The 24,306-nt window shown below is 46.8% G+C and carries 16 protein-coding genes and 1 pseudogene; 15 read left to right on the forward strand and 2 right to left on the reverse strand.

The window, feature by feature from the left end:
* The first annotated feature begins 78 nt into the window (after positions 1-78).
* From GC093_RS21270 to GC093_RS36065, 6 genes and pseudogenes are all read left to right on the forward strand, one after another.
* Positions 79-789, forward strand: coding sequence for a bifunctional adenosylcobinamide kinase/adenosylcobinamide-phosphate guanylyltransferase (locus tag GC093_RS21270; RefSeq protein WP_171653923.1), 711 nt, complete (start codon positions 79-81; stop codon positions 787-789).
* Positions 790-1,330: 541 nt separating this feature from the next.
* Entirely contained in the window at positions 1,331-2,317 is a 987-nt protein-coding gene (cbiB, locus tag GC093_RS21275; protein ID WP_246314944.1) for an adenosylcobinamide-phosphate synthase CbiB, read from the forward strand.
* Positions 2,299-3,138, forward strand: coding sequence for an adenosylcobinamide-GDP ribazoletransferase (gene cobS / locus GC093_RS21280; RefSeq protein WP_171653969.1), 840 nt, complete (start codon positions 2,299-2,301; stop codon positions 3,136-3,138). The genes cbiB and cobS overlap by 19 nt, the downstream gene beginning before the upstream one ends.
* 100 nt (positions 3,139-3,238) lie before the next feature.
* A complete protein-coding gene (locus GC093_RS36665) occupies positions 3,239-6,031 on the forward strand; it encodes a cobyric acid synthase (protein ID WP_171653924.1) in 2,793 nt (930 codons plus the stop codon).
* A complete protein-coding gene (locus GC093_RS21290) occupies positions 6,028-6,594 on the forward strand; it encodes a cob(I)yrinic acid a,c-diamide adenosyltransferase (protein ID WP_171653925.1) in 567 nt (188 codons plus the stop codon). The genes GC093_RS36665 and GC093_RS21290 overlap by 4 nt, the downstream gene beginning before the upstream one ends.
* Positions 6,591-7,355, forward strand: a pseudogene (locus tag GC093_RS36065) (RluA family pseudouridine synthase); the annotation flags it as partial. The gene GC093_RS21290 and the pseudogene GC093_RS36065, both read left to right, overlap by 4 nt.
* Positions 7,356-7,905: 550 nt before the next feature.
* Here GC093_RS36065 and GC093_RS21300 read toward each other — a convergent pair.
* Positions 7,906-8,964, reverse strand: a complete 1,059-nt coding sequence (locus GC093_RS21300; RefSeq protein WP_171653927.1) for a DctP family TRAP transporter solute-binding subunit — start codon at positions 8,962-8,964, stop codon at positions 7,906-7,908.
* Between the two features lie 353 nt (positions 8,965-9,317).
* Between GC093_RS21300 and GC093_RS21305 the strand changes: the two genes are divergently transcribed.
* From GC093_RS21305 to dctA, 3 genes are all read left to right on the forward strand, one after another.
* Positions 9,318-10,970, forward strand: a complete 1,653-nt coding sequence (locus tag GC093_RS21305) for an ATP-binding protein (protein WP_171653928.1) — start codon at positions 9,318-9,320, stop codon at positions 10,968-10,970.
* Positions 10,971-10,976: 6 nt separating this feature from the next.
* Positions 10,977-11,699, forward strand: coding sequence for a response regulator (locus GC093_RS21310; protein WP_171653929.1), 723 nt, complete (start codon positions 10,977-10,979; stop codon positions 11,697-11,699).
* A gap of 446 nt (positions 11,700-12,145) precedes the next feature.
* Positions 12,146-13,459 (forward strand): C4-dicarboxylate transporter DctA, encoded by a 1,314-nt coding sequence (gene dctA / locus GC093_RS21315; RefSeq protein ID WP_171653930.1) that lies wholly within the window; start codon positions 12,146-12,148, stop codon positions 13,457-13,459.
* Positions 13,460-13,574: 115 nt separating this feature from the next.
* On the opposite strand, the gene GC093_RS21320 is transcribed toward dctA, so the two are convergent.
* Positions 13,575-14,324: a YdcF family protein gene (locus GC093_RS21320; protein WP_171653931.1), complete on the reverse strand. Its 750-nt coding sequence runs from the start codon at positions 14,322-14,324 to the stop codon at positions 13,575-13,577.
* 423 nt (positions 14,325-14,747) lie between these two features.
* On the opposite strand from GC093_RS21320, the gene GC093_RS21325 reads away from it, so the two are divergent.
* From GC093_RS21325 to GC093_RS21350, 6 genes are all read left to right on the forward strand, one after another.
* The gene (locus GC093_RS21325) at positions 14,748-15,653 is read left to right on the forward strand and encodes an ABC transporter permease (RefSeq protein ID WP_246314946.1); all 906 of its coding nucleotides are present in this window, start codon (positions 14,748-14,750) and stop codon (positions 15,651-15,653) included.
* Positions 15,654-15,658: 5 nt separating this feature from the next.
* Positions 15,659-16,537 carry a carbohydrate ABC transporter permease gene (locus tag GC093_RS21330; RefSeq protein WP_171653932.1) on the forward strand — a complete coding sequence of 293 codons (879 nt, stop codon included), beginning with the start codon at positions 15,659-15,661 and terminating at the stop codon, positions 16,535-16,537.
* Between the two features lie 62 nt (positions 16,538-16,599).
* Complete coding sequence (locus GC093_RS21335; protein ID WP_171653933.1) at positions 16,600-18,129, forward strand: extracellular solute-binding protein; 1,530 nt, start codon at positions 16,600-16,602, stop codon at positions 18,127-18,129.
* A gap of 45 nt (positions 18,130-18,174) precedes the next feature.
* On the forward strand, positions 18,175-20,460 hold the full coding sequence (locus tag GC093_RS21340) for a helix-turn-helix domain-containing protein (RefSeq protein WP_171653934.1): 2,286 nt from the start codon (positions 18,175-18,177) through the stop codon (positions 20,458-20,460).
* A 17-nt stretch (positions 20,461-20,477) separates the two neighbouring features.
* Entirely contained in the window at positions 20,478-21,521 is a 1,044-nt protein-coding gene (locus GC093_RS21345) for an oligogalacturonate lyase family protein (RefSeq protein ID WP_216624744.1), read from the forward strand.
* Positions 21,522-21,560: 39 nt separating this feature from the next.
* A complete protein-coding gene (locus tag GC093_RS21350) occupies positions 21,561-24,170 on the forward strand; it encodes an alpha-mannosidase (RefSeq protein ID WP_171653936.1) in 2,610 nt (869 codons plus the stop codon).
* Positions 24,171-24,306 lie beyond the last annotated feature (136 nt).

A 24,306-nucleotide genomic window follows, 5' to 3' on the forward strand; every position in this document is an offset into this window, starting at 1 on the left:
GCCTTATTTAAGGCAATGCTCAGCCCAGACTTACGAAGTCAGCTTTGCCATTGGCAAAGTTCATAGGAGGTTACATCCGTGCTAGTACTGGTAACAGGCGGTGCCCGCAGCGGCAAAAGCTCTTTCGCTGAACTATATAGCTCAAGGCTCGGACAGCAGGGCAAATACATAGCAACAGCGCAAGCCTATGATGAGGAGATGAGAGCAAGAATCGGATTGCATCAGCTTCAGCGGGAGAATGGAGGATTTGCATGGACGACAGTAGAGGAGTCTTATGCATTGGCCGAAACACTTCAAGAACTATACGGTAACGCCATTTGCGAAAGGGATAGTGATAGCGGTCTGGAGGAGCGATATGCTGGCGGTGGCAGCAGCAACAATGAAGAGAAATTGATCAAGGCAGATGCTGATAGCTTAGTTGATGCAGCTCTTGAAGATTCACAGAAATTAGAGCACGAGCAGCCGGTCATCCTCGTAGATTGTCTGACTCTATGGCTGTCGAATTGGCTGCTACAGTACGAACAGGATTCGGATGTGGAAGAGCGGCTGCAGTCGCTGCTAGAAAAATTAAATAGTGTATGCCGTCAGTATGCAGCTGACCAAGTTAGACATCTGGTACTGGTTACCAATGAGGTAGGATATGGGCTGGTGCCGGAATATAAGCTGGGGCGTCAGTTCCGTGATTTGTCCGGTAGGATGAACCAACAATTGGCCCGGGAAGCGGATAAGGTGTTTCTGGTAACGGCGGGAATTCCGATAGAGTTGAAAAGCATCCGCTATGAGTTCTGAAGCAGGTGATCATTAGGATTAAGTTTAGCTGAATGAATAGAATAAGTTATACTTGGCTTCGGTTCGTGTTGAGAAACTGATAACCAGGCTTCGCTCTATGTTGAGAAACTTATGCTAAGCTTCGTTCTATATTGTGAACTTATATTAAGCGTCGCTCTATGTTGAGAAACTTATTCCAGGCTTCGCTTTATATTGTGAACTTATATTAGGCTTCGCTTTATGTTGAGAAACTTATGCTAAGCTTCGCTTTATATTGTGAACTTATATTAAGCGTCATTCTATGTTGAGAAACTTTATATTAAGCTTCGCTCTAAACTTATACCAGGCTTCGCATATTGACAAACATGCTCGTCCTTAAAGGAAGGATCAACTGGTTATCCTTGGTTGAAGCATAAATCGGGCAAGTACGGGGAAGTAAAACATCGCTAATGGAATCTGCTGATAAACAAGTTAGCAAGTAAATCAATATAAGTTTAGTTAAGCGCTAAGGCTGACAAGAAGCACAAGCAAGCACTAGTAAGCAGGCGGGTGGGGAGCAAAGTTGTTGTTTTATTCTTGGCAGGAGACAGCAGTCATGCTGCTGGCCGCAATTATAATAGATTTAATTATTGGGGACCCGCGTTGGCCAACGCATCCGGTTATCCGAATAGGACAATGGATAGGTTGGGTTGAGTCCAGGCTGCTCGCTTCTGGCACAAATACGGCTTCACCTGGTACACTGCGTCAGCGCGGTATCCTATTAGCTGCGTCGACATTGCTGATTGTATTCTTGGTAATGTGGCTGCTGCTGTGGCTCGCTCACCAGATCCATCCTTGGCTCGGTTATGCCTTCAATACGTGGTTTATTGCCACGACAATTGCTGTAAAAGGGCTGAAGGACGCAGCCATGAAGGTGTATCGTCCACTTCGCGAAGGACGAATGGATGAAGCGCGAAAGTATGTAGGCTATATTGTCGGCAGGGACACTTCGCAGCTGGATGAGCCGGAGATTACTCGCGCAACAGTAGAGACAGTGGCTGAAAATACGGTGGATGCCGTTGTATCCCCCTTATTTTATGCGTTATTAGGGGCAGCGCCGCTTGCTATGTTGTATCGTGCTGCGAATACATTGGACTCGATGGTCGGCTATAAAAATGAAAAATATTTATATTTTGGTTGGGCTTCAGCTCGCTGGGATGATGTGATGAACTGGCTTCCAGCAAGAATAACAGGCTGTATGCTTGTAGCTACCGCTGCACTTCGACAAGGTTGCTCTGCTGTGCGGGCTGTTCAGGCCATTCGCAAATTTGCTCGACTGCATCCTAGTCCTAACAGCGGGATACCGGAGTCGGCAGTGGCAGGTGCTTTGGGTATTGAGCTCGGGGGCATCAATGTCTACCACGGGCGGACAAGTGAACGTGCGAGAATGGGCTGGCCGCTTCGGGAAAGGTCCAAGGAGGATATTATTCTTACTGTCCATATGCTGTATGGTGTAAGTTTTCTAATTGCAGGAGGGCTGATGTGCGCATTATGCTGGACTTGGTTGTAAAAGGATTAGCGGGCTGCGCAGCCGCCTTTCAATTTCTAACTCGGCTGCCCATACCGGTGAAGCTAGACTATAATGATGCTTTGTTCAGGCGTAGTGTCATCTTTTATCCGCTTGTTGGAATGGTGCTGGGACTGCTGCTCAGCTTAGCCGGGGGACTGCTTCAAGGGGATTTGCTGTTTGCCGCAGGGCTCGGGCTTGGTACCGGTGTTAATGCTGCGCTGCTGCTCCTGCTGTGGGTTGGTTTGACAGGTGCGTTGCATCTCGATGGTTTGATGGATACTGCTGATGGCATCCTAAGCCACCGGCCCAGAGAACAGATGCTGGAAATTATGAAGGACAGCAGGGTAGGTGCGATGGGTGTCGTTGCTTGTGCACTGCTCATGCTTATTAAATGGACATTGCTTCAGCAATGGCTAACACTCCCCCAACACACATTTATGTTCATTCTTCCGCTTGTTTCATTGTGGAGCCGATGGTACATGGTTGTGGCGATCGCCAAGTGGCCCTATGCTCGGCAAGGACAAACGAGCGGGGGGATGGGTTCCTTTTTTCGTGGACTAAGTGTTAAGCATTTATTTCTTCATACCTTGCTTGCGCTGCTGCTATCTATTGGATTGATCTGGTTGCTGGATGGGAAGATTTTGTCGCTGGATGGGCTGTTGATTGTTGCTGTGGCCGCGATTGGTACTTTAGGGTCGGGCTTACTCATAAGCATCTACTTAAGCCGCAAGTTGGGTGGACTAACGGGTGATACATACGGGGCGATGAATGAATTATTGGAAGCGGTGCTGCTGCTTGTGCTGTACATAGCGGTTAGGTAATGGAAGTAAAGGGTTAGTAGTTTGTTATAGAAAATGTTTTTCCACACAAAAAATAACGATGAAGCTTTAGCTCTGATTTTGCTGTTAGGAGGGGAATTTCATGCTGGAAAGGTACGGTCATGGCGGTGATTTATGGACCGCTGCAGAGACATTTGGCATAAGCAAGGATTCGTTTCTTGATTTCAGCTCCAATATGAATCCTCTTGGTCCGCCAGCTGCTGCAGAGATGATATTACGGGAACGGTGGCGTGATATAGTCGCATACCCAGATCCAGCTGTACGGGAGCTGCGCAGCAAGCTGGCAGCCAAATATAAGGTGCCTGTAGAAGCTATTCTGGTCGGTAACGGTGCTGCGGAGTTGATAGATTTGGCAGTGCGTGTCCTGCGCCCGGGAGTTACGGCTCTTGCTCGCCCTTCTTTCTCGGAATATGAGGAAGCGGTGCAAAAAACGAATGGAGCTATTCTTGAAATTCCATTACATGCTAGCCATGATTTTCTGCTTCAAGAGGCAGATGTGGAGCAGGCACTTGTCTTGGCGGATCTGTTATTTCTAGGATCTCCTAATAATCCGACTGGACGTCTATTATCAGCACCAGTCCTTGAACGTCTGGCTGCTTCGGAGAAGCCGGTTATTCTGGACGAAGCCTTTATTGATTTTCATCCTGATGAGGATAGCATAACAATGATTCGGAAAGCGGCTGAATCTCGGCAGCTGATGGTTATTCGTTCAATGACAAAGTTTTACTCGATACCGGGTTTGCGGCTTGGCTTTATTGTGGCACATCCGGACAGGATCCGGGAAATGCAGCATCAACAGGTGCAGTGGAGCGTCAATACAATGGCCCAGCTGATAGGGGCGGCGGTATTGGATGACCATGATTACGAGCACAGAACTCATAAATGGTTGGCCGAAGAACGTCCATGGCTTAGTAAAAGTCTAACTGAATTGGGTCTTATCGTAACGCCAAGCGATACGAATTATCTATTATTTTCACTGAAGCAGTTAAATGTCACTGTGAAGGATTTGCAGGCGGAGATGGGAAAAAGGGGGATATTGATCCGTGACGCATCCCTATTCCCAGGTTTGGATGACTCCTATGTTCGTGTAGCTATAAGGTTGAGAGAGCACAACGAACGGATGATTAAGGAGCTTCGAGCTTCTCTTGAAGTGTTGAGTAATTTGCCGCCGCTTGAGCATACAGCAGTTAATCAAGTCGCACGAGAGAATCTAGCTATAGGCAATGGGCAAGAGCAGGATGATCAGCTTCAAGCAGCTGCCGATACGGCTCTGGCTCCAACCTTGATGGTGCAGGGGACATCTTCTGATGCAGGAAAAAGCTTGCTGGTAACCGCACTGTGCAGGATTTTATTACAGGACGGTCTGCGTGTTGCCCCGTTCAAATCACAAAACATGTCGCTAAACTCTTACGTTACTGCGGATGGCAAAGAGATTGGAAGGGCGCAAGGGATGCAGGCGGATGCGTGCCGAATTGCAGCTACAACAGATATGAATCCAATCCTGCTTAAGCCGAAAAAGGATATGGTCTCGCAAGTAGTCGTACATGGCAAGCCTTATCGGGATTTCGATGCCAGAACGTATCGTGAAAAATACTTGTCAGAGGCGGAGACGATCGTCAAGGATGCGCTGGTTCGATTGCGTTCATCTTATCAGGTGGTTGTTCTGGAAGGGGCTGGAAGCCCAGCGGAGGTGAATCTAAAAGATCGCGATATCGTCAATATGCGATTAGCTGGATGGGCGGATGCTCCAGTAGTGCTGGTAGCTGATATTGATCGGGGAGGTGTGTTTGCCTCCCTGCTCGGTACGATGGAAATCTTCACTCCCGAGGAAAGAAACCGCGTGAAGGGCTTCATCATTAACAAGTTCCGCGGAGATGTAACCTTGCTAAAACCAGGCCTCGATTGGCTCGAACAGCGGACTGGCAAGCCGGTACTGGGTGTCATTCCTTTTCTGCCGAATCTGGAGCTGGAGGACGAGGATTCGGCATCGTTGGATCGTAAGCTTGCAACGGGTGCTTTTGGAGGTAGTGATGGGAAGAATTATGCAAGTGGTTCCCACGTAAAGTCTGAATCGCAAGATATGCAATCGCTCGATATAGCTGTGATTCGTCTCCCGAGGCTCTCCAACTTTACGGATGTTGATCCGCTGTTCTATGAAACAGATGTCCGTCTTCGTTACGTGAGCTCCTTCGAAGAGCTTGGGCGTCCAGATGCAATTATTATCCCTGGGAGCAAAAACACCGTCGACGACCTATTGTTTCTAAAGGAAACAGGTCTCGACCGAGCTTTGTTGGATCATGCGCAGAAAGGCGGTTGGATCACCGGTATTTGCGCAGGTTATCAGATGATGGGAGAGAGGCTGCTTGATCCGCAGCTTCTGGAATCCGACCGTTTAGAAACGGCGGGGCTTGGATTATTTCCTACTGAGACTGAATTCACAGCTGATAAGAAGACTGTGCGTGCGGTTGGAACCTCTCGTTTATATGGTCAAGATGCTGATCGAGCTCCGTTGTTACCTGTAGGAGGCTATGAGATTCATATGGGGCGGACACGCTTTTTGCAGCCGGTAACCCATCCTTTCTATATCGCGGAGGAGGGCAGTGGTCAAGAGGCTCATCCGGACGGCGCTGTTTCTGCCAACGGAAGACAGTGGGGCACTTATGTGCATGGAATTTTGCATAACGATGATTTTCGCAGGGCCTGGCTGAATGCGATTCGTGAAAGTCGGGGCTGGCATTCCTTGCAAGCGGAGCTTCGCTTTCAGGAGCGCAGAGAGGCGGCCTTTGACCGGTTAGCGGATCATGTCAGAATGCATTTGGATACCGATCGTTTGTATGAGATGATAGGTTATAAGAGTAGGGAGGCGAAGCAATGAGAATTTATACAAGAACTGGCGATGCCGGACAAACCGGAGTAATCGGGGGACGGGTCGACAAAGATGATGTACGTGTTGAAGCCTATGGAACCGTGGATGAGCTTAATTGTTTTGTAGGTCAAGCGATGGGGTTTTTGGATGCGGAGAAATTTAGCGATTTGCTAGCGGACTTATTGGATATTCAAAATGAACTGTTCGACTGCGGGTCGGACTTGGCACTGCTTAAGCAGGAGCTTCGTCCTTACAAGGTGAAGGCGGAGATGGTAGATCAGCTGGAAGCATGGATTGATAAATACGATGCTGAGACACCAGATATTAAAAAGTTCATCTTACCTGGCGGCTCGCAGGCATCCTCTGCTCTTCACGTTTGCCGGACGATTTGCCGCCGCGCAGAGCGCCGGGTTGTTACGCTTGCCCGGACGCAGCCGATCAATGAAGAAGTACGTCGCTATTTGAACCGGTTGTCTGATTTGTTCTTCACTGTAGCACGCCTAGCCAACGTTCGAAGCGGTGTGGGGGATGTTGAATACGCTCGAAGTGCGGATGTGTTTCGTCGCAAATGAGTACCTATTATGAACCTTTAGTATATACCGTTTCTCAGGAGGAAGAAGGCTTCTATCTGAAAACGATTTTGCAGAATCGGATGATGCTTTCCCGCAAGCTGCTTTCACGTTTGAAGCTGACGGAGCAGGGAATTACAGTTAATGGTGAGCGCCAATATATTAGCATTCGCGTCCAGGCTGGGGATGTAATTGAGGTTCGTATGCTTCAGGAGGAATCCGAAGATATTTTGCCGCAAGAGCTGCCTCTAGATATTTTGTATGAGGATGAGCAGCTGTTGGTACTTAACAAGGCAGCCGGAATGATAGTTCATCCGACTCACGGGCATTACGTGAATACGTTGGCAAACGGTGTCGTTCATTATTGGCAGCAGCAGGGTAAAAGCTACCGATTCCGCCCGATCCACAGGCTAGATCAAGAAACATCAGGTGCGCTAGCTGTGGCCAAAAATCCTTTCATCCACCAGCAGGTGTCCGAGCAAATGCAGGCTCATCAGGTGAAAAAGGAGTACATAGCTCTGGTTCATGGTGTAATGGAATCCGATGAGGGCACGGTAAATGAGCCGATAGATCGCGATCCGGAGGAGCCGCATATCAGGATCGTGACGGAGAGTGGATATTCAGCCGTTACGCATTATAAGGTGGAGCGGCGGTTTCTCGAAGCCACGATGGTGCGGCTCTGGTTGGAAACCGGGCGGACGCATCAAATCCGTGTGCACATGAAGCATTTGGGGCATCCTCTGTTAGGAGATAAGCTCTATAAGCTGGAGATGTATGAGCAGAGGGTAGCGGGCAAGCAGGGAGGCTTGGAAGCGGGAGGAAAGGCAGCCGATGCTTTTGCGGCCTATGAAGTTGATGAAGCCCACGAAGCTCACGAAGCTCACGAAGCTCACGAAGCTCACGAAGCTCACGAAGCTCATGAAGCTCATGAAGCTCATGAAGCTCATGAAGCTCATGAAGCTCATGAAGCTCATGAAGCCTATGAAGCTCATGAAGCCCATGAAGCTCATGAAGCTCATGAAGCTCATGAAGCCCATATTGCTACCGATGTAGGCACGGCTTCATTTGGATTGGAACGGCATGCTCTGCATGCTTGTTTGCTTGCTTTTACCCATCCTGGGACCAAGCAGTGGATGCAGTTCGAAGCGCCGCTGCCTGCTGACTTGGAGCAATGCTTGGCGCAGCTTGAGGCATGTGAATAGCACCGTGAATAATTAACAAAAAAAGCTTTCATCTCCACTCTAGTGGTATTGAAAGCTTTTTTTGTATTTAAAGAAAAAGAAAGGTTACTCAGCAGCTCGATTTAATACATGATTATTGCATATATTTTTTCCGAAGTCGGCGAATTTCGTCCATCAACTCTGTTCCGATAACCGATTCGTACTGCGGATAGATCGGCTCCCATGCCCTCATCCACTCTGAAAGCTGTTCCGTTGTCAACGAATTGATTTGTAATTGTGACTCCAGCTTTATTTTCTCGAACTGTTCATCATTCATCTGAATGGCATTGTGGTAGGCCCAAGCAGTCGTTTCCTTCATAGCTTGTTGAATTTGCAGTTGAATTTCTGGAGAAAGCTTCTGCCAAAAAGAGCGGTTCATCAGCACAGCATAGCCGAGATAGCCATGGTTAGTTAGCGTCAAATATTTCTGAACTTTAAAAAACTTTTTAGAATAAATGTTGGTAATGGAATTTTCCTCGCCATCTACGGTCCCGCTCTCCAAGCCACGATAAACTAGATTAAATGGCATCTGTGTTGTTTTTGCGCCTAACAGTTGGAACTCGGCATCAAGCAGGGTGCTTCGCATCGTCCGAAGATGCTGTCCCTTCAGATCATCCGGCTGCAGAATCGGCCCCTTATTACTCGTAAGCTGCTTGAAACCGCTGCTCCAATAAGCGAGTCCTACCATATTAACCTGATTTAACTGTTCAAACAGCAGCTTACCGATTTTACCCTCAAATGCTTCCTGGGCGGCTTCTTGCGTGAGAAATGCGTAAGGTAAATCCAGTACCATCCATGACGGCAGCACTTCGGACATATTGGGAAACGACGGGGCGATCATCTGCACATTCCCCTTTTGCAAGGCTTCAATTTCATCCGGTTCCGCATATAAAATGCTGTTCGGATACACCTCTACTTTCACACGGCCTTTTGTTTTTTCTTGAACAAGCCGGGCAAATTCCTGTGCCGCTAACCCCTTTGGGGTGTTTTCCGCTACAACATGACTGAACTTTATCACAGTCTGCTCGTCGAAACCGATCTGTTCATCATCATAAACGGCAGGGGTTTGCACAAAGCTCGGGTAAAAGCCGATAAATATAGCAATAGCAAGACCTAACACTACAATAACCGTTACACTTAAAAAGGATTTCACTCAGGACTACGCCCCTTTTTGTTAATGTATACGAAACTCAAACTGTTTTGCTCAGGGCTAGAATCAGTGCTTTACAAGTTTAACTTGATTTGCGACGCTAATTTGGCAATTTCCTCTGTATGGAGCTATTTTAGACTAAATAGAGATAGGTTTTCCAGCAATTTGCTCAGTCATAGGATTGAAGACAAAACTAGCGGGAGGTTTTTCAGTTCGTGCTTCCCTAGGCCGTTTCTGAATCGACAGGCGGTCAAACCGAGCTGGTTCCCATCTATAAGGTTTTAAATAGAAGTTTTTGCTTCCATTCTTCTTTATTGTATGATGGTACTAAGATACCATAAGAAAGCAGGTCATGTATGCTGCAGCGTTTGAAGATTAGTTGGAAAATTACGATATTCTCTTTCGGCATCGTGGTTTTTTCCATGTTGATCGGCGGCACTATTCTTGTCGGGTCGATTGTGAGCTTGAAGGAAGAGGAGCTAGGGCGCCGGCTTCTCGTTACGGCGCGAACTGTAGCGCAGATGCCTGAGGTGACCGAAGGCATCCCCGCACAGCAGCAGCCGGCGATCCAAGCATCGGCTGAGCGCATTCGCATCATCAACGACGTCACCTACGTCGTTGTAATGGATCTGAACCGGGTAAGGCTGTCGCACCCGGTTCAGGCCAACATCGGCACCCCTTCGGGAGGGGCCGATGAAGGGCCTGCCTTTGCCGAGCACACTTACGTGTCCAAGGCAAAGGGAAAGCTGGGCACGGCGCTGCGCGCATTCGTGCCCGTAATGAACGCCGACCATGTTCAGGTCGGCGTAGTTCTGGTCGGGCAGCTGCTGCCGAGTATCGCGCAGGTGATGCTTGGTTTAAGCGGGCAAGCCTATGTGATTCTGCTGCTGACGCTGCTGTTCGGTATCTTGGGCTCATGGAAGCTGGCCCAGCATATTAAGCTGCAGATGTTCGAGCTGGAGCCCCACGAGATTGCCCGGCTGTTGGTAGAACGGACAGCTACGTTCCACGCCATGCATGAGGGCGTTATCGCAATCGACAAGGATGAGCGGATTACGATCTTTAATGATAAAGCCAAGCAAATGCTAAAAATAGAGGGGCATGTGATCGGCAAGTCCATTCGCGAGGTCATTCCTGATACACGACTGCCGGAAATACTGGATCTCAATCATCCTATCTATAATCAAGAGCTCTATGTCAGCGCGGCGCATATTATGAGCAATCGTGTGCCGATTAAAGTAAACGGACAGACGGTAGGTGCTGTCGCTATTTTCCAGGACCGTACGGAAGTAACCCGGATTGCCGAAGAGCTGACGGGTGTAAAAACCTTCGTAGATGCGCTGCGTGTGCAAAACCATGAATATATGAACAAGCTGCATACCATAGGCGGATTAATTCAGCTCGGGAACAAAGAGAAGGCATTGAATTATTTGTTCGAAATTACAGAGCAGAAAGAAGAGCTCACCCGTTTTCTCAGCCAGAATATCAAAGACGATAGCTTAACAGGCCTTTTGTTAGGAAAAATCAGTCGCGGTCAAGAGCTGGGTATTACAGTTTCGATAGATCGTGAAAGCCATTTGATGCGTTTCCCCGATCTGCTTGATCATCACGACTTTGTGGTGCTAGTGGGCAATTTAGTTGAAAATGCATTCGATGCTCTACAGAGTAAGCTGGATCAACTGGATAAGAGGGTATTTATCAGTATAGAGCAGAATGAAGATGTTCTATCCATTCTCATAGAGGATAACGGAGGTGGAATGGAGGCATCCGTTCAGCAGCATATTTTCGAACAGGGCTTTACGACTAAAGGAACTAAAGGGCGTGGCATAGGGCTCTATCTATTGGCAGCTATTGTGCAAAAAGGAGCAGGAACTGTACGGGTCGATTCAGTACCTGACGAAGGTACGGCTTTTATGATATCCTTTCCCATGCAAGCGTCAGTGGAAAGTATGAAGGAACGCGGGAACACGAAAACAGTGGATACCGAATGGGAACAGAAGGAGGATTAGTCCGTTATGAGCGAACGGTTAATGAAGGTGCTGTTAATCGAAGACGATCCTATGGTGCAAGAGGTTAACAAGCAATTTGTCGAACGAGTTCGCGGCTTCCAAGTCACAGGTGTGGCCAGCACAGGCTTGGAGGGGATGGAGCTGCTTCGAAAGCTGGAGCCGGATTTGGTTATCCTCGACATCTTCATGCCGCTGCAGGATGGATTGGAAACTTTAACACAAATCCGACGCCAGCAGCTGTCGGTGGATGTTATGGTCATTAGTGCTGCGAACGATCAGCATACTATTGGTCGGATGCTGCAAAATGGGGCAGTAGACTATATTATAAAGCCGTTCAAATTTGAACGTGTTAAACAAGCCTTGGAGCAGTACCGGAGCATGAAAGGCCTGCTCGAAAAGGACGGAGCCGTATCGCAAAACGAGCTGGACCGGTTGCTGTTTGGCTCTGATGCACGAAATGCTAGCAATCCCCGGGTAATACCTGATACGGAAGCAACGGCAGATCAGCTGCCCAAAGGCTTGCAAGGGATTACTTTGAAGCAGATTACCCTATTTTTATTAGACAATCCTCATCCTTTGTCGGCTGAAGAAGTGGCGGAAGGAGTAGGCATAGCCCGAGTCACAGCACGCAGATACTTGGACTATTTAGAGAAGTCAGGCAAGGTCCGTCTCGATCTCCAATATGGGATAGGCCGTCCGGTTAACAAGTATGTGATATCACAGCATTAATAAAAGATTATTCTCTTGGATTCAAGCACCATTCTGATTAAAGGATATTCCTTGTCAGAATGGTGCTTTTTTACGTTTCGTTCAAGACCAAAAAGACCAAAAATACCAATAAGGCCAAATGATTCACAAATTATATTGTAAGCGATATCATAAGTCCATGGAATCAACAAGAAAGTGAAGTGGTGCAACATGATCAATCCTGAAGCCGTCAAGTCATGGAAGGAAAAATGGTACGGTTCAAGCGGTATGTAGATGTTTACTTTTCCCCACCATTCTTAATACAGAAGATAGAAACTCCAAGTTTGTGGAGACTATAAAGCTGAACAAATTGAAAGCGATTTCAGTATTGAAAATGAAGAACGGATTCAACTTTATCTCTACCTAACGGTTTCAACCGGATGGTTGAAGAGCATCAACTAATTTTACACAAGAAAAGAGGAATTTCTATGAGAATCAATTTAAAAAACTTGACTGTGCAAGTGCTGATTGCGATCGTGCTTGGGATTGCCATCGGACAGTTTTTCCCGACAATAGGCGTCCAGCTTAAAGTACTTGGTGATATTTTCGTCAAGATGATCAAAATGGTTATCGCACCAATCGTATTCTTCACTATCGTTATCGGTTTTGCCAATATGGGTGACATGAAAAAAGTAGGCCGTATCGGCGGAAAAGCGGTGCTATACTTCGAAATCATTACTACATTTGCCATGGCGATAGGAATCGCGGTCATGTACCTGGTCAGTCCAGGTTCAGGTATGGATACCAGCAAAGTAGGCGCCAGCGCTGCGGAAGTTGCTAAGTTCGCGAAGCAAGCTTCGGATACTCCGCACGGTTTTATGGATTTCATTGTCAGCGTTATTCCAGATAGTGTTGTAGGCGCGCTTGCCAAGGGAGAAATGCTTCCTGTTCTGTTTTTCTCCGTATTGTTCGGCTTGGCTATGGCTGGGCTTGGTGAGAAAGCAAAACCGGTAACCCGCTTTTTTGAGAAAATGAATGAAGTTTTCTTTAGACTCGTTAGTATTATTATGCGCTTCTCTCCATTTGCAGCTGGTGGCGCGATGGCTTATACTATTGGAAAATTCGGTGTAGGGTCCTTATTCTCACTAGGAAAAATGATGGGTTCGGTTTACATTACGATGTTTCTGTTCGTCGTTGTCATATTAGGATTGGTGGCAAGAATTTATGGCTTTAGTATTTTCAATCTGATCAAATTCATTAAAGAAGAAATATTGCTTGTGCTTGGTACCTCATCATCCGAATCAGCTTTGCCACGGTTAATGGAACGTCTGGAGAAATACGGCTGCTCCAAATCCGTAGTCGGCTTGGTTGTTCCAACAGGTTATTCCTTTAATCTCGATGGAACATCGATCTATCTGTCCATGGCAGCCCTGTTCATCGCTCAGGCTTATGGGATTGAGCTGACGTTGCTGCAAGTAGTGACACTACTCGGCGTACTTATGCTTACCTCGAAAGGAGCTGCGGGGGTTACAGGCTCAGGCTTCATTACATTGGCCGCTACCTTAACCGCTATTCCGGGGAATGTTATCCCTATCGAAGGTATGGCCTTATTGCTTGGTGTTGATCGCTTTATGTCTGAAGCCCGTGCTATAACGAACTTGATCGGTAACAGCGTTGCTACAGTTGTTATTGCAAAAAGCGAGAATCAGTTCCGCACGCAAACGGAGGAGGCCTCTGCAGACTCTACTGCTCAAGATGGCATCTATATCGGCAGTAATTTAGCAGCTTCTCCCGAAGCTTAATAGTCCTCAAAAAAAGCCATTCCTTCTCTAACAAGAAGCGAACGGCTTTTTTGTTCGAGTGAACCGAATGCTTCACCTATTCACCTCCAAATCGGCAGACGGATTTACTGCTGAGTTAGTGAAATAACAATTCGATCAGTCCTAAGTACTCTTTGGCCGCTAACGAGCTTTTTTGCAAGCCATCGGATGAGGGCAGCAGTGAGCTTAAAGAAGCCGAATAGGGTTGAGGTACTAGAAAATCCGCAGGATAAGGTGTAGTAGAAGCACCAAGCTGTTTAAAATTTTCGACAGATCTTGGAATATGAAAGGCCGATGTCACCAAGATAGGCTTGGTAAAGTTTTTTTGCTTTAAGATTTCTACTGTATTTATAGCATTTTCCTTGGTGTTCCGGCTTCTGTCATCAAGTAATATGGACGACTCCGCTACTCCAAGAGCAAGCAGGTTCCGTTTGCAGATTTGGCCTTCATTACCTGAGTCTTCATAAACCTGTCCCCCGGATATGATAATCGGCAGGTTCGTGCTCTTATGCAGCTTATACGCCGTAACAAGCCGGTTCATGGTATAGCCAGTTAAATTTCCGCTGCCGTCTACGTCAGGGGTATTTCCTACAGCGCCACCTGTTAGCAGGACGATTACATCGCCTTGAACAGTGACGGGAGGCGCGTAGCGGTGTTCGAGGTAGCCGATCAGGGTGTTTCCAGCAATGGGTGTGCAAAGGAGATAGATGATAGCAATAGCTGCCCACAACAGCTTAGCGGCGGCACGTTCCCTTTTACGCAACCAAAGATTGAACAGAACGAGAATGGTAATAAAAAGTCCTGGCGGGATGAAAAAAGTATAGATGTATTTAATGATATAAAGCATTAGCCTACTCCTTGCTCCTGAAACTAGTGTCAATTAATCGAAATTGATCTTCATGTAATATCTTACCAGAAATCAATACGGTTGCAAAAAACTACTTTGAAGGCGCCCTTGTTGATCTGAATGGATCGCTGAGGACAGCCTTTTTCTTTTTTGAAAATAAATAGGTTCTGGAACTCACTGAAACCTGCTTTGTTCGCGCACCTATGTTGGCAAATGATTATGATGTTCTGTAAATGATTACTGCCCGTTTCTTTGTTATTAATGTCAGTTCAAGGCAGGTGGTTGGCTGCTGATTATAGACTGAACTACATTATACGAATTACATTGTGATAGAGCCGGAACCAAGATTTCGGAGGAAGTGTCGAGTGGGTATTATGGCTTGTTATTTTTAATAAGGAGGTGAAGAAGATCGTACACAAATTCATGAATAGAAGCAGGGGCGACTTTACAAGAAACGGCTGGCTGTACCTCATGCTGCTGCCCGGGCTGCTGTATTTTATTTTGTTCAAGTATATGCCGATGTGGGGACTGTTGATTTCCTTTCAAAATTATCAGCCAGCGCTTGGTTTATGGGGGAGCAAATGGGTAGGAGCAGCGAATTTTGCCCGTTTTTTTGGGGAACCGACCTTTTGGATGTTATTTCGCAATACGACTATTTTAGCGGTTTATAATATTTTTATTTTTTTTCCGTTGCCGATTATTGTGGCTCTTCTGTTAAATGAATTGCGAGTGCAATGGTTTAAGCGTTCTGTTCAGACGCTAATCTACATCCCCCACTTTTTCTCCATGGTAGTTGTTGTGGCTGTAACTTATGTGCTTTTTACAACCGAAGGAGGAATGGTCAACGAATCGTTAGCTGGGTTAGGTGTGGATAAGGTGAACTTTTTGACAGAGCCTGAGTGGTTCAGACCTATGGTGACGCTTCAGATCATATGGAAAGAAACGGGCTTCGGGACGATCATCTTTCTCGCCGCATTGGCAGGGATAGATCCGCAATTGTACGAAGCTGCAAAAATAGATGGGGCTAACCGGTGGCATCAGCTCAGGCATATAACCCTTCCCGCGATTAAAGGCACGATCATCGTCCTGCTCATCCTGCGGCTCGGTCACTTTTTGGATACAGGGTTCGAACAGATGCTGCTAATGATCAATGCTTTGAATCGCGACGTGGGTGAAGTGTTCGATACGTACGTCTACACTAGCGGTATCCTAGAAGGCCAATTCAGCTATTCGACCACTGTAGGGCTTTTTAAATCGGTAGTAGGGCTTATCCTCGTCGTCGCGGCTAACCGGATAGCCCGTAAACTGGGGGAAGAAGGAGTGTATTGACAGCTATGCCTTACAGAAATTCTATAACCGGAACCTTGTTCGATATTTGCAATTATGTATTTCTTGCCTTTATTGCGCTGCTTACCCTGTTTCCATTTCTTCATATTCTGGCTGGCTCGCTGGCATCGGCTAAGGAGGTGCTGAACAGCACATTTATTTTAGTGCCGAAGCAGCTCTCGCTTGAAGCGTACCGGTATATTTTTTCTGAAAGCACATTGTCCCGCAGCTTGGGGGTAACGATATTTATTACGGTTGTGGGCACTTTATTCAATATGGCGATGACTGCTCTAATGGCGTATCCGCTATCACGAGACATTCCAAGAAAGCGTCTGATTATGCTCCTGGTCGTGTTCACTATGCTGTTCAGTGGAGGCATGATCCCATCGTTTCTCGTTGTGAAATCGCTAGGGCTTTTGAATTCGTATTGGTCGTTATGGCTTCCCGGAGCCATCAATCCGTTTTATTTGATCATATTGGTTAATTTCTTTAAGCAGCTGCCCGTTGAATTTGAGGAATCGGCCAAAATTGACGGGTGCAGCGATCCTGCGATTTTATGGAAAATCATCATTCCGCTTTCACTGCCGGCGATAGCAACGTTCTCACTATTCTACGCGGTGGGGCATTGGAACACTTTTTTTCAGGCGCTTATCTACATTAATGATGCTGCAAAATGGCCTATTCAGGTGCTGCTGCGGCAAATCGTCATTATGTCGTCGGGAGGGATCGGAGATGCCAGCTTCAGCAGTGAAGCGTTGTATCAGGTTCCGCCGCAAACGGTAAAAATGGCTGTCATCGTTGTCTCAACGCTGCCGATTATAGCGGTTTATCCATTTCTTCAAAAGCATTTTGCCAAAGGTGTGCTGCTTGGGTCGATTAAAGGATAACATTGTGGACCTGCAATGCTGTCATTTAATATATAATTATATTTGAAAGGTAGGATAAAAACATGAAGGCTGTAAAAAGACATACAAGAGGACTTGCGTTTCTAAGCACTCTCACTATGGTGACCGTTCTTGTTGCCGGTTGTGCGGGCAAGGAAAAGGAGAATACCTCCGGTTCTGCACCGAATGAGGCGCAGCAACCGCTTAAGCTGAGTATCATGGCCACCTATTACACACCACAGCCGCCTAATTCTCAGAATGAGGCGTGGAAGAAGCTTCAGGAGCTGACGAATTCATCCATCGATATGACTTGGGTGCCTCGTTCGGCTTTTGATGACAAAGTCAGTGTATCGATTGCTTCTAATGATTTACCGAAAGTGATGCTGGCGCTCAAGTATAATGCCGCACCACTGGTGAATGCGATCAAGTCAGGTGTGTTCTGGGAAATCGGACCTTATCTTAAGGATTATAAGAATTTAAATGCTATGAATGCGATTCAGTTCAACAGCACGAAGGTGGAGGGCAAGGTTTATGGGCTGTACCGGCCTAGACCGATCTCTCGGCACGGTATTCTTTTCCGTAAAGATTGGCTTGCGAATGTGGGCTTACAGGAACCGAAAACTCCTGATGAATTATACAACGTTATGAAAGCCTTTACACTTAATGACCCTGACCGCAATGGAAAGAACGATACGCTCGGCATGGCTGAGTATAAAGACATCGAAGCTTATTTGATGCCTCATATGGCTGCGTTGTTTGGCGCTCCGAACAAGTGGAAAGAAGAGGGCGGCAAATTTACAGCTGAATTCATGGCTAAGGAATACTTGGATGCTATGAAATTCATCAAACGGCTGTATGACGAAAAACTGATGAACCAGGATTTTGTCGTGACAGAGGAGCTGCAGCGAAGCACTATGTTCTACCAGGGCAAAACGGGAATAGTGCTTGGCAATGCGGACGGTGCTGGTTCACTGCAAAACGAAATCCGCAAAAATCTTCCGGATGCCAAGGTAGAGCTTATGGGCAATCTTGCAGGTCCGAAGGGTGAGCGGAATATGGCACAGCAAGGGTATACGGGAGTGTATTTATTTCCTAAATCATCTGTGAAGACGGAAGCAGAGCTGAAGCGCATCCTTGGCTTCTTTGACAGGCTTCTTGAACCGGATGCAGTCAATTTGCTCGCATGGGGGATGGAAGGCAAGCAGTATAAGCTGACCGATGGGCTAGTAGAGAAAATCGTTGACGCTGATAAGTTTACCAACGATGTTCTAGGTCTGGATGAACTGCGGATCGATGATAAAGTCAAGGAATTGCCGGTCAAAGGTGAGGAAGAGATCGTCAAAAAGGCGAAAAAAGTGATGCAGGATAATGTGAAGCTGGCTGTTCTTAATCCATCATTAGGTCTGGAATCGGAAACCTTGGTTCAGAAAGGCTCTGATTTGAATAAAATTATCAATGATGCCAAAATCAAATTTATTACTGGCAAATTGGATGAGGCTGGCTGGAACAAAGCAATCGAGGACTGGACTAAAGCTGGCGGGGATAAAGTAATGACCGAATTGGCTGCAAGCTTCACGGCTTCGAAACCAAAATAATTGGCTCAGAAATAAATGAATGAAGCCTGCTGGCAGGAGGTCGACATGAAAAACCATCGAATCAATTACTTCAAAAAGCTCGTTCTCTTTTGCATCTGTATAGGGATTGTACCGGTTATTACTCTCGGGTATTTTTCCTATGCGAAGTCATCCGCCCTCTTGTTGGAGAAGGCTAATAGAAGTAATGCCGAGATGGTGGAGCAAGCAAGGCTCCGGTTCGAACAGAAGCTGAAAATGGTGGATAATACCCAAACGCAATTTATTAGCTCGTCTGCCGTCAACATGGCGATGGATAAAAAGCTGGACAGTGACAACTACTTGTTGTACGAGGAATTGATCCAGTCGATATACAGGCTGCAAACCTATGAATTTGGATTGTCAGAGGTGTATCTTGCGAACCTGAATCAGGATTGGATCTTGGATAGTGCAGGGAGGAGGACGTTTGCACAGCATAGTCTTTCCGGCTCCTTTATGGAGTATGCCGCAGTGCGGAAGGCTTCCTTCTGGACGACCTTGAAATCACCTTTATTTGAAGAAAGCAATCCTTTGAAATGGAACATGGTGCTAGTCAAAAAGATTCCCATTAATTCTATCCGGCCTCTAGGGTTATTGGTCGCCGTATTACCGAGCGTCGAGCTTAATAAGATGGTTCCGCAGAGAAGTGAGCCTGGCGATTTTTATGTCCTCGATGATAAGCAGCAGGTAATCGCGGCTGGTAATCCGGAGCAGGTTGGCCTCAACCTGTCAAACGATCCGTTCACGGTCAGAATTGAGCAAGACAACCTGGAAGCTAATCAGTTTCAATTGGATATCCATAACGAGCCTTACAGCATTACTTATCGGAAATCGAATTATAACGATTGGATTTATGTTACAAAGGTTCATATCGAAGACATCACTAAGGAATCAAGAGCGATAGGTTGGGTAACTGTAGCCATTTGTCTGGGCTTGCTTGCACTTATTCTGGTCTTGTCACTTCAAGGCTCCCGTAAGCTATATCTTCCAATCCGTAAGCTGTACGATATTGTATTGAAATCCCCTGAGATGCCGAACTTGTCTGCAAAAAGCGATGAATTATATTGGATTGAGAGAAGGATGAAAGTCCTGCTTGGCAATGAAGCCCATATGACGCAGCAGCTGCGGGATTTTTTCGTACACAAATTGCTACAGGGTGCAGTGAGCGTAAGTGAAATTTCAGATCGGATCCACTCCAGAGAACTGGATACATGGAGGCAACTGCGAGTCGTTTGCTTGCGTATCGATACTCTTGAAGGTTCTAAGTATACAGAGATGGATAAGGATTTGCTTCTTTTTGCCATCAACAACATGGTGGGTGAGCTGGCGCCTGCAAGGATGCGACTAAATCCGGTTGTCATTAATGAGTTTCAAGTTACGATCCTAGGCAGCAATACTGATCTTCCAGACGAATCGAAGGCGGAGACGTATGCGCTGGCGCGGAATATTCAAGAAGCGGTCAGGGATTTTTTGAAACTGCCGATCAGCATAGGTATCAGCTGTTTATTTACAGACCCTATTGATGCTCCCCGTGCCTTCCAAGAAGCGAAAGAGGCGTTAGCCTACGGTATTCGTCTAGGAGACGAATCGATCCTGTTCCTTGAGGATATGTACGATCAAAGTATACCCGATTACATGACATTTCCTCAGCAAATCGTCAGGGAGCTTACCGATCATATCAAGCTGCTGAACGAAAAAAATGCTTTTCATTTGTTAGATGAGTTCATGATGGTGGTCACTGCCAGGAATATTAGTCACCAGGAATTCCAGTTGTACCTGCTTCGGCTCTTGAGTGATCTTCTGCGCCTGTATCAGGACCTCGGTGGAAATTTGCAAGATATTGCGCCCAATGAGAAGTCCGTGATCAACGAGCTGTTCATGCTGAAGTCTGCTAAGGAAATCGTTGTTTGGTTTCAATCGTCCATGATCAAGCCTATTATCGTGTTCATCGAGAAACGCAGAGATATCCAGTATACGAGAATTTCGGATATGGTAATGGACATCATACATCGTGAATATAGTACAGCATTGTCACTTGAAATATGCGGTATTCGTTTGAATTATCATCCTGAGTATGTCGGTCGCGTATTCCGTAAGGAAACAGGCTTCGCCTTTGGTGATTACTTGTCCCGATACCGCTTGCATATTGCCAAGCAGTTTTTGGTTGAGACGAATATGACGGTAACCGAGATATCAGAAAAGCTTATGTACAATAAGCCGCAAAATTTCATTCGTTATTTCCGCAAATTGGAAGGAGTTACACCAGGGCAATTCCGAGAGTCATTCCATGCGAAAAACAAAGAAATTTCCTCCTGAAAGGGGTTTGGTCATTTATGATCGGGATGCGTTCATTTCTAGACAGCCATACTGGCAATGCGATTAAAGCAATCGGGCAGAAGGGGACTGATACAGGACATTTCTATTACACGGCTATGACGTGGATGTCCGATAGCCGCCATCTTATTGCAAGTGCACAAATGGATGGAGATAAGAAATGTCAATATGTTCGGGTTGATACAGAAACAGGTGAATCCACTGTGCTTGTTGGCAGTGGAGAGTGGGCAGGAGGCATCGTTTCCCCTGATGACAATTTGTATTATTTGGATGGACCCACGATTCAAGCGATAGATTTAAAAACATTGGATACTTGGACCGTATGTACACTTGAGCATGGAAACCGGTTTTACGAACCGCTTTCCGTTTCCAACGATGGCAGGATATTGGGGGTATACTGGCTTGAAGGTGATCAATGGATGATTGGAACCGTTGATGTGGCTTCGGGTAAGGTGACCCATGCGATAGCGCCTAAATTCGAACGACCGTACGAGGTAGCTAATCATGCGATGATTAACCCGGTGTACGACAATCTCGTGTTCTTTGCACATGAGGGAAAGACGGAACATATTTCAGACCGATTGTGGGTTCTCGATACTGAGAAAGGCCTGACGAACAATATTTATAAACAGCAGAAGCTCGCAGACGATACGAATGGTGAATATGTAGGGCATGAGATGTGGGCTAACAATGGAGAAGGAATTTATTTGGTTAAATACACCTCAAGTCCCCTTAAGCCGGCAGGTGTTTACTATGCGGATAAATGGGGAAATGGCAAGGAATACATTAACGGTGATTATGCTTATTGGCATGCTGCTCCAAGTCCAGATGGAAGATGGGTCGTAGCCGACACACATGAGCAGCCTACAAAGATTGTACTGATCGATTTGCAGGATAAATCCTCGAAGCTGCTGTGCGAACAGCCGATGTGGTGGAGTCATCCGGGACATCCGCATCCTTCATTTAGTCCCGATAGCCGTAAAGTTACTTTTACTTTTGCTGATGAAGATAATCATTTGTGGATAGGCAATATAGAAATTTAAGTGTTCTATGCATGGAGAGAAAAAGGAGCGAATGTTTCAATGAAAACAGTCGAAGATCAACGATGGCAGCTATCCAACGGAAGTGGTGAGCAGCTTGCTTCTGCTGGTTCATTGTCGGGTGAAGCTTATACGCCTGTCGTACACATGATTGGCAATGGGCATCTGGATCCGGTATGGCTGTGGCAATGGCAGGAGGGCTATGCGGAAACAAAAGCAACGTTCCGTTCGGCTCTGGATCGGATGAACGAGTTCCCAGAGTTCGTGTTTACGTGTGCGGGAGCCGCTAGCTATAAATGGATAGAAGAAAATGATCCGAGCATGTTTGCAGAAATGAAGGAACGGATTGCCGAAGGCCGATGGGTAGTTGTTGGGGGCTGGTGGGTTCAGCCGGATTGCAACATTCCTTCTGGGGAATCATTCGCCAGGCACTCTCTTTACGGTCAGCGTTACTTCCTGCAACGGTTCGGGCTGACAGCTAAGGTGGGGTATAACGTCGATTCCTTCGGTCATCATGCGATGCTCCCACAAATTTTGAAGCTGAGCGGTATGGATTATTACGTATTTATGCGACCAGAGAAAAACGAGAAGAGCCTGCCAATGAACCTGTTCTGGTGGGAGAGTGCTGACGGCAGCCGGGTAATGGCCTATCGTATTCCCGAAGGCTATTGTACTCACCAATTCGAGACCTCGGAACCGAAAATAGATGCCGTAAAGAAGATAGCTGAGGAACAACGTACGGATCAGATGTGTTTTTACGGTGTTGGTAATCATGGCGGCGGGCCGACGATTGCTAATTTACAGGAAATTCGTGCGGCACGAGAGAAGGCAGGACAGGAAGCGATCGTGTTGAGCTCGCCTAACGCTTATTTTGAACGGATGAAGGTGTATGGTTCTTCTCTGCCTGTGGTGGCGGACGAATTGCAGCATCATGCCAGCGGCTGCTATTCGACGCATTCCGAGACGAAGGCGAGCAACCGCAAGGCTGAGCACAGGCTGCTGACAGCGGAGAAGCTATCAGCGGCAGCCCATCGTTTGCTCGAGCTACCTTATGATGCGGCGCCATTCAGGATGGCGTGGGAATGCGTCATGTTCAATCAATTCCACGATATTATGGGCGGCTGCAGCATCAAGGAAGCTTATGCTGATGCACGTGAGTCGTATGGATATGCACTCCATATCGGGGCGGTATCCATGAACGCAGCCATGCAAAAAATTTCATGGTCCATCGATACGATGCGTCCTGGAATTTCATCGCTGGATAAGAATAAAGATCGGACGCTGTGGGAGCAAGCCGATCAAGGTATTCCGGTTGTTGTATTCAATCCGTTGTCATGGGAAGTGACCGCTCCTGTAGCGGTGACGCAGCAAATGAAGGGGATTACCGATGAAGCGGGTATTCCCGTTGACATCCAGCTAGTTCGCTCTTCTAAAACGAACGGCGGCGATAAATACGATACGCTATTCGTAGGTAAAATTCCGGCAATGGGTTACCGAGTCTATTGGATATTTCGTCACAAGTCGTTTGAAGTAGCAGTACCGGACACAACTGCTTTAGTTAGTGAGCCTGTTCATTCTGATTCACTAAGGGTCACATCCTCTTCAATCGAAAATGATTGGGTCAGATTGGAGGTCGAACTGCATACCGGGTATATAAAGAGCTTATTTGATAAACGCAGCGGCATTGAAATGATAGACGGACGGGGAGCAGTGCCGATCGTTATCGACGAGCACGACTGTGATACATGGGGGCATGGCAAGCTGGAATTCCGCAATGAGATCGGCCGGTTTACAGATGCCCAGGTACAGCTTATCGAGTCGGGTCCAGTACGTGCTACACTGCGGGTAACAAGCCGTTATGGGCAGTCGTTGTTGCGTCAGGATTATACCCTGTATCAGGACAGTGCTGATGTTTCAGTAAGGGTGAAATTGGATTGGCATGAGAAGCATAAGATGCTGAAGCTGTCATTCCCAGTACGTGTTGACGAACCCAAAGCGACTTATGAAATACCATACGGTCATCTGGAACGTCCAGTGAACGGAGAGGAGGAGCCAGGCCAGCAATGGGTTGATGTAACGGGTATTGTACACGGAAGCGTCTCCGATGCAAACTCATCCGACCATCGTACATATGGACTATCACTATTGAACGATAGCAAATACAGCTTTGACGTCAAAGGCAATGATCTGCGCATGACGATTGTACGGGGCGCGATATTCGCCGATCATTACGGACAACGAGACGATATGTGCGAGTATATGGATCAGGGTGTGCAGGAGTTTGCTTATACGCTCGTCCCTCACGCGGGCTCGTGGCAGGAGGCCGGGATTGTACGTAAAGCTTATGAGCTTAACGTTCCACTGATTCATATCGTAGAAACCTACCACAAAGGAAGTTTGCCGCAAAGCTATTGTGGAATCCACTTATCATCGCAGCAAGTCGTAGCCACTGCTTTCAAAAGGGCTGAGGATGGGGATGGGTACATTTTGCGCTGCTACGAGACGAGCGGACATGAGACGGAGACGACGTTGGACATTCCGATGTTGAATCGGACGTGGACGGCACAGTTTGGGCGATGCGAAATCAAAACCTTTAAAATTCCAGATCAGACAGAGCTCCCAATAGTTGAGACGAATTTACTTGAATGGTAAGGAGTCTTTGCTCGCTGCCTCGTCCCCTCATGTCATCCGGCTTGCTATACAACTGCTCGTCTTAAAATTTTTGATTGTGAACAGGAAAATTTATACTCATAGGAATTCGAATACCTTTATTGGATAGTTATTTCGA

Source organism: Paenibacillus foliorum (assembly GCF_013141765.1).
In the GTDB taxonomy this organism is placed as follows: Bacteria; Bacillota; Bacilli; order Paenibacillales; family NBRC-103111; genus Paenibacillus_S; species Paenibacillus_S foliorum.

Excerpts from the sequence above, each read along its gene's own strand:
- cobS (WP_171653969.1), top strand. The coding sequence starts at position 2,299 with ATGCTGGACTTGGTTGTAAAAGGATTAGCGGGCTGCGCAGCCGCCTTT.
- GC093_RS36665 (WP_171653924.1), top strand. The coding sequence starts at position 3,239 with ATGCTGGAAAGGTACGGTCATGGCGGTGATTTATGGACCGCTGCAGAG.
- GC093_RS21290 (WP_171653925.1), top strand. The coding sequence starts at position 6,028 with ATGAGAATTTATACAAGAACTGGCGATGCCGGACAAACCGGAGTAATC.
- GC093_RS21305 (WP_171653928.1), top strand. The coding sequence starts at position 9,318 with ATGCTGCAGCGTTTGAAGATTAGTTGGAAAATTACGATATTCTCTTTC.
- GC093_RS21310 (WP_171653929.1), top strand. The coding sequence starts at position 10,977 with ATGAGCGAACGGTTAATGAAGGTGCTGTTAATCGAAGACGATCCTATG.
- dctA (WP_171653930.1), top strand. The coding sequence starts at position 12,146 with ATGAGAATCAATTTAAAAAACTTGACTGTGCAAGTGCTGATTGCGATC.
- GC093_RS21320 (WP_171653931.1), bottom strand. The coding sequence starts at position 14,324 with ATGCTTTATATCATTAAATACATCTATACTTTTTTCATCCCGCCAGGA.
- GC093_RS21325 (WP_246314946.1), top strand. The coding sequence starts at position 14,748 with ATGAATAGAAGCAGGGGCGACTTTACAAGAAACGGCTGGCTGTACCTC.
- GC093_RS21330 (WP_171653932.1), top strand. The coding sequence starts at position 15,659 with ATGCCTTACAGAAATTCTATAACCGGAACCTTGTTCGATATTTGCAAT.
- GC093_RS21335 (WP_171653933.1), top strand. The coding sequence starts at position 16,600 with ATGAAGGCTGTAAAAAGACATACAAGAGGACTTGCGTTTCTAAGCACT.
- GC093_RS21340 (WP_171653934.1), top strand. The coding sequence starts at position 18,175 with ATGAAAAACCATCGAATCAATTACTTCAAAAAGCTCGTTCTCTTTTGC.
- GC093_RS21345 (WP_216624744.1), top strand. The coding sequence starts at position 20,478 with ATGATCGGGATGCGTTCATTTCTAGACAGCCATACTGGCAATGCGATT.
- GC093_RS21350 (WP_171653936.1), top strand. The coding sequence starts at position 21,561 with ATGAAAACAGTCGAAGATCAACGATGGCAGCTATCCAACGGAAGTGGT.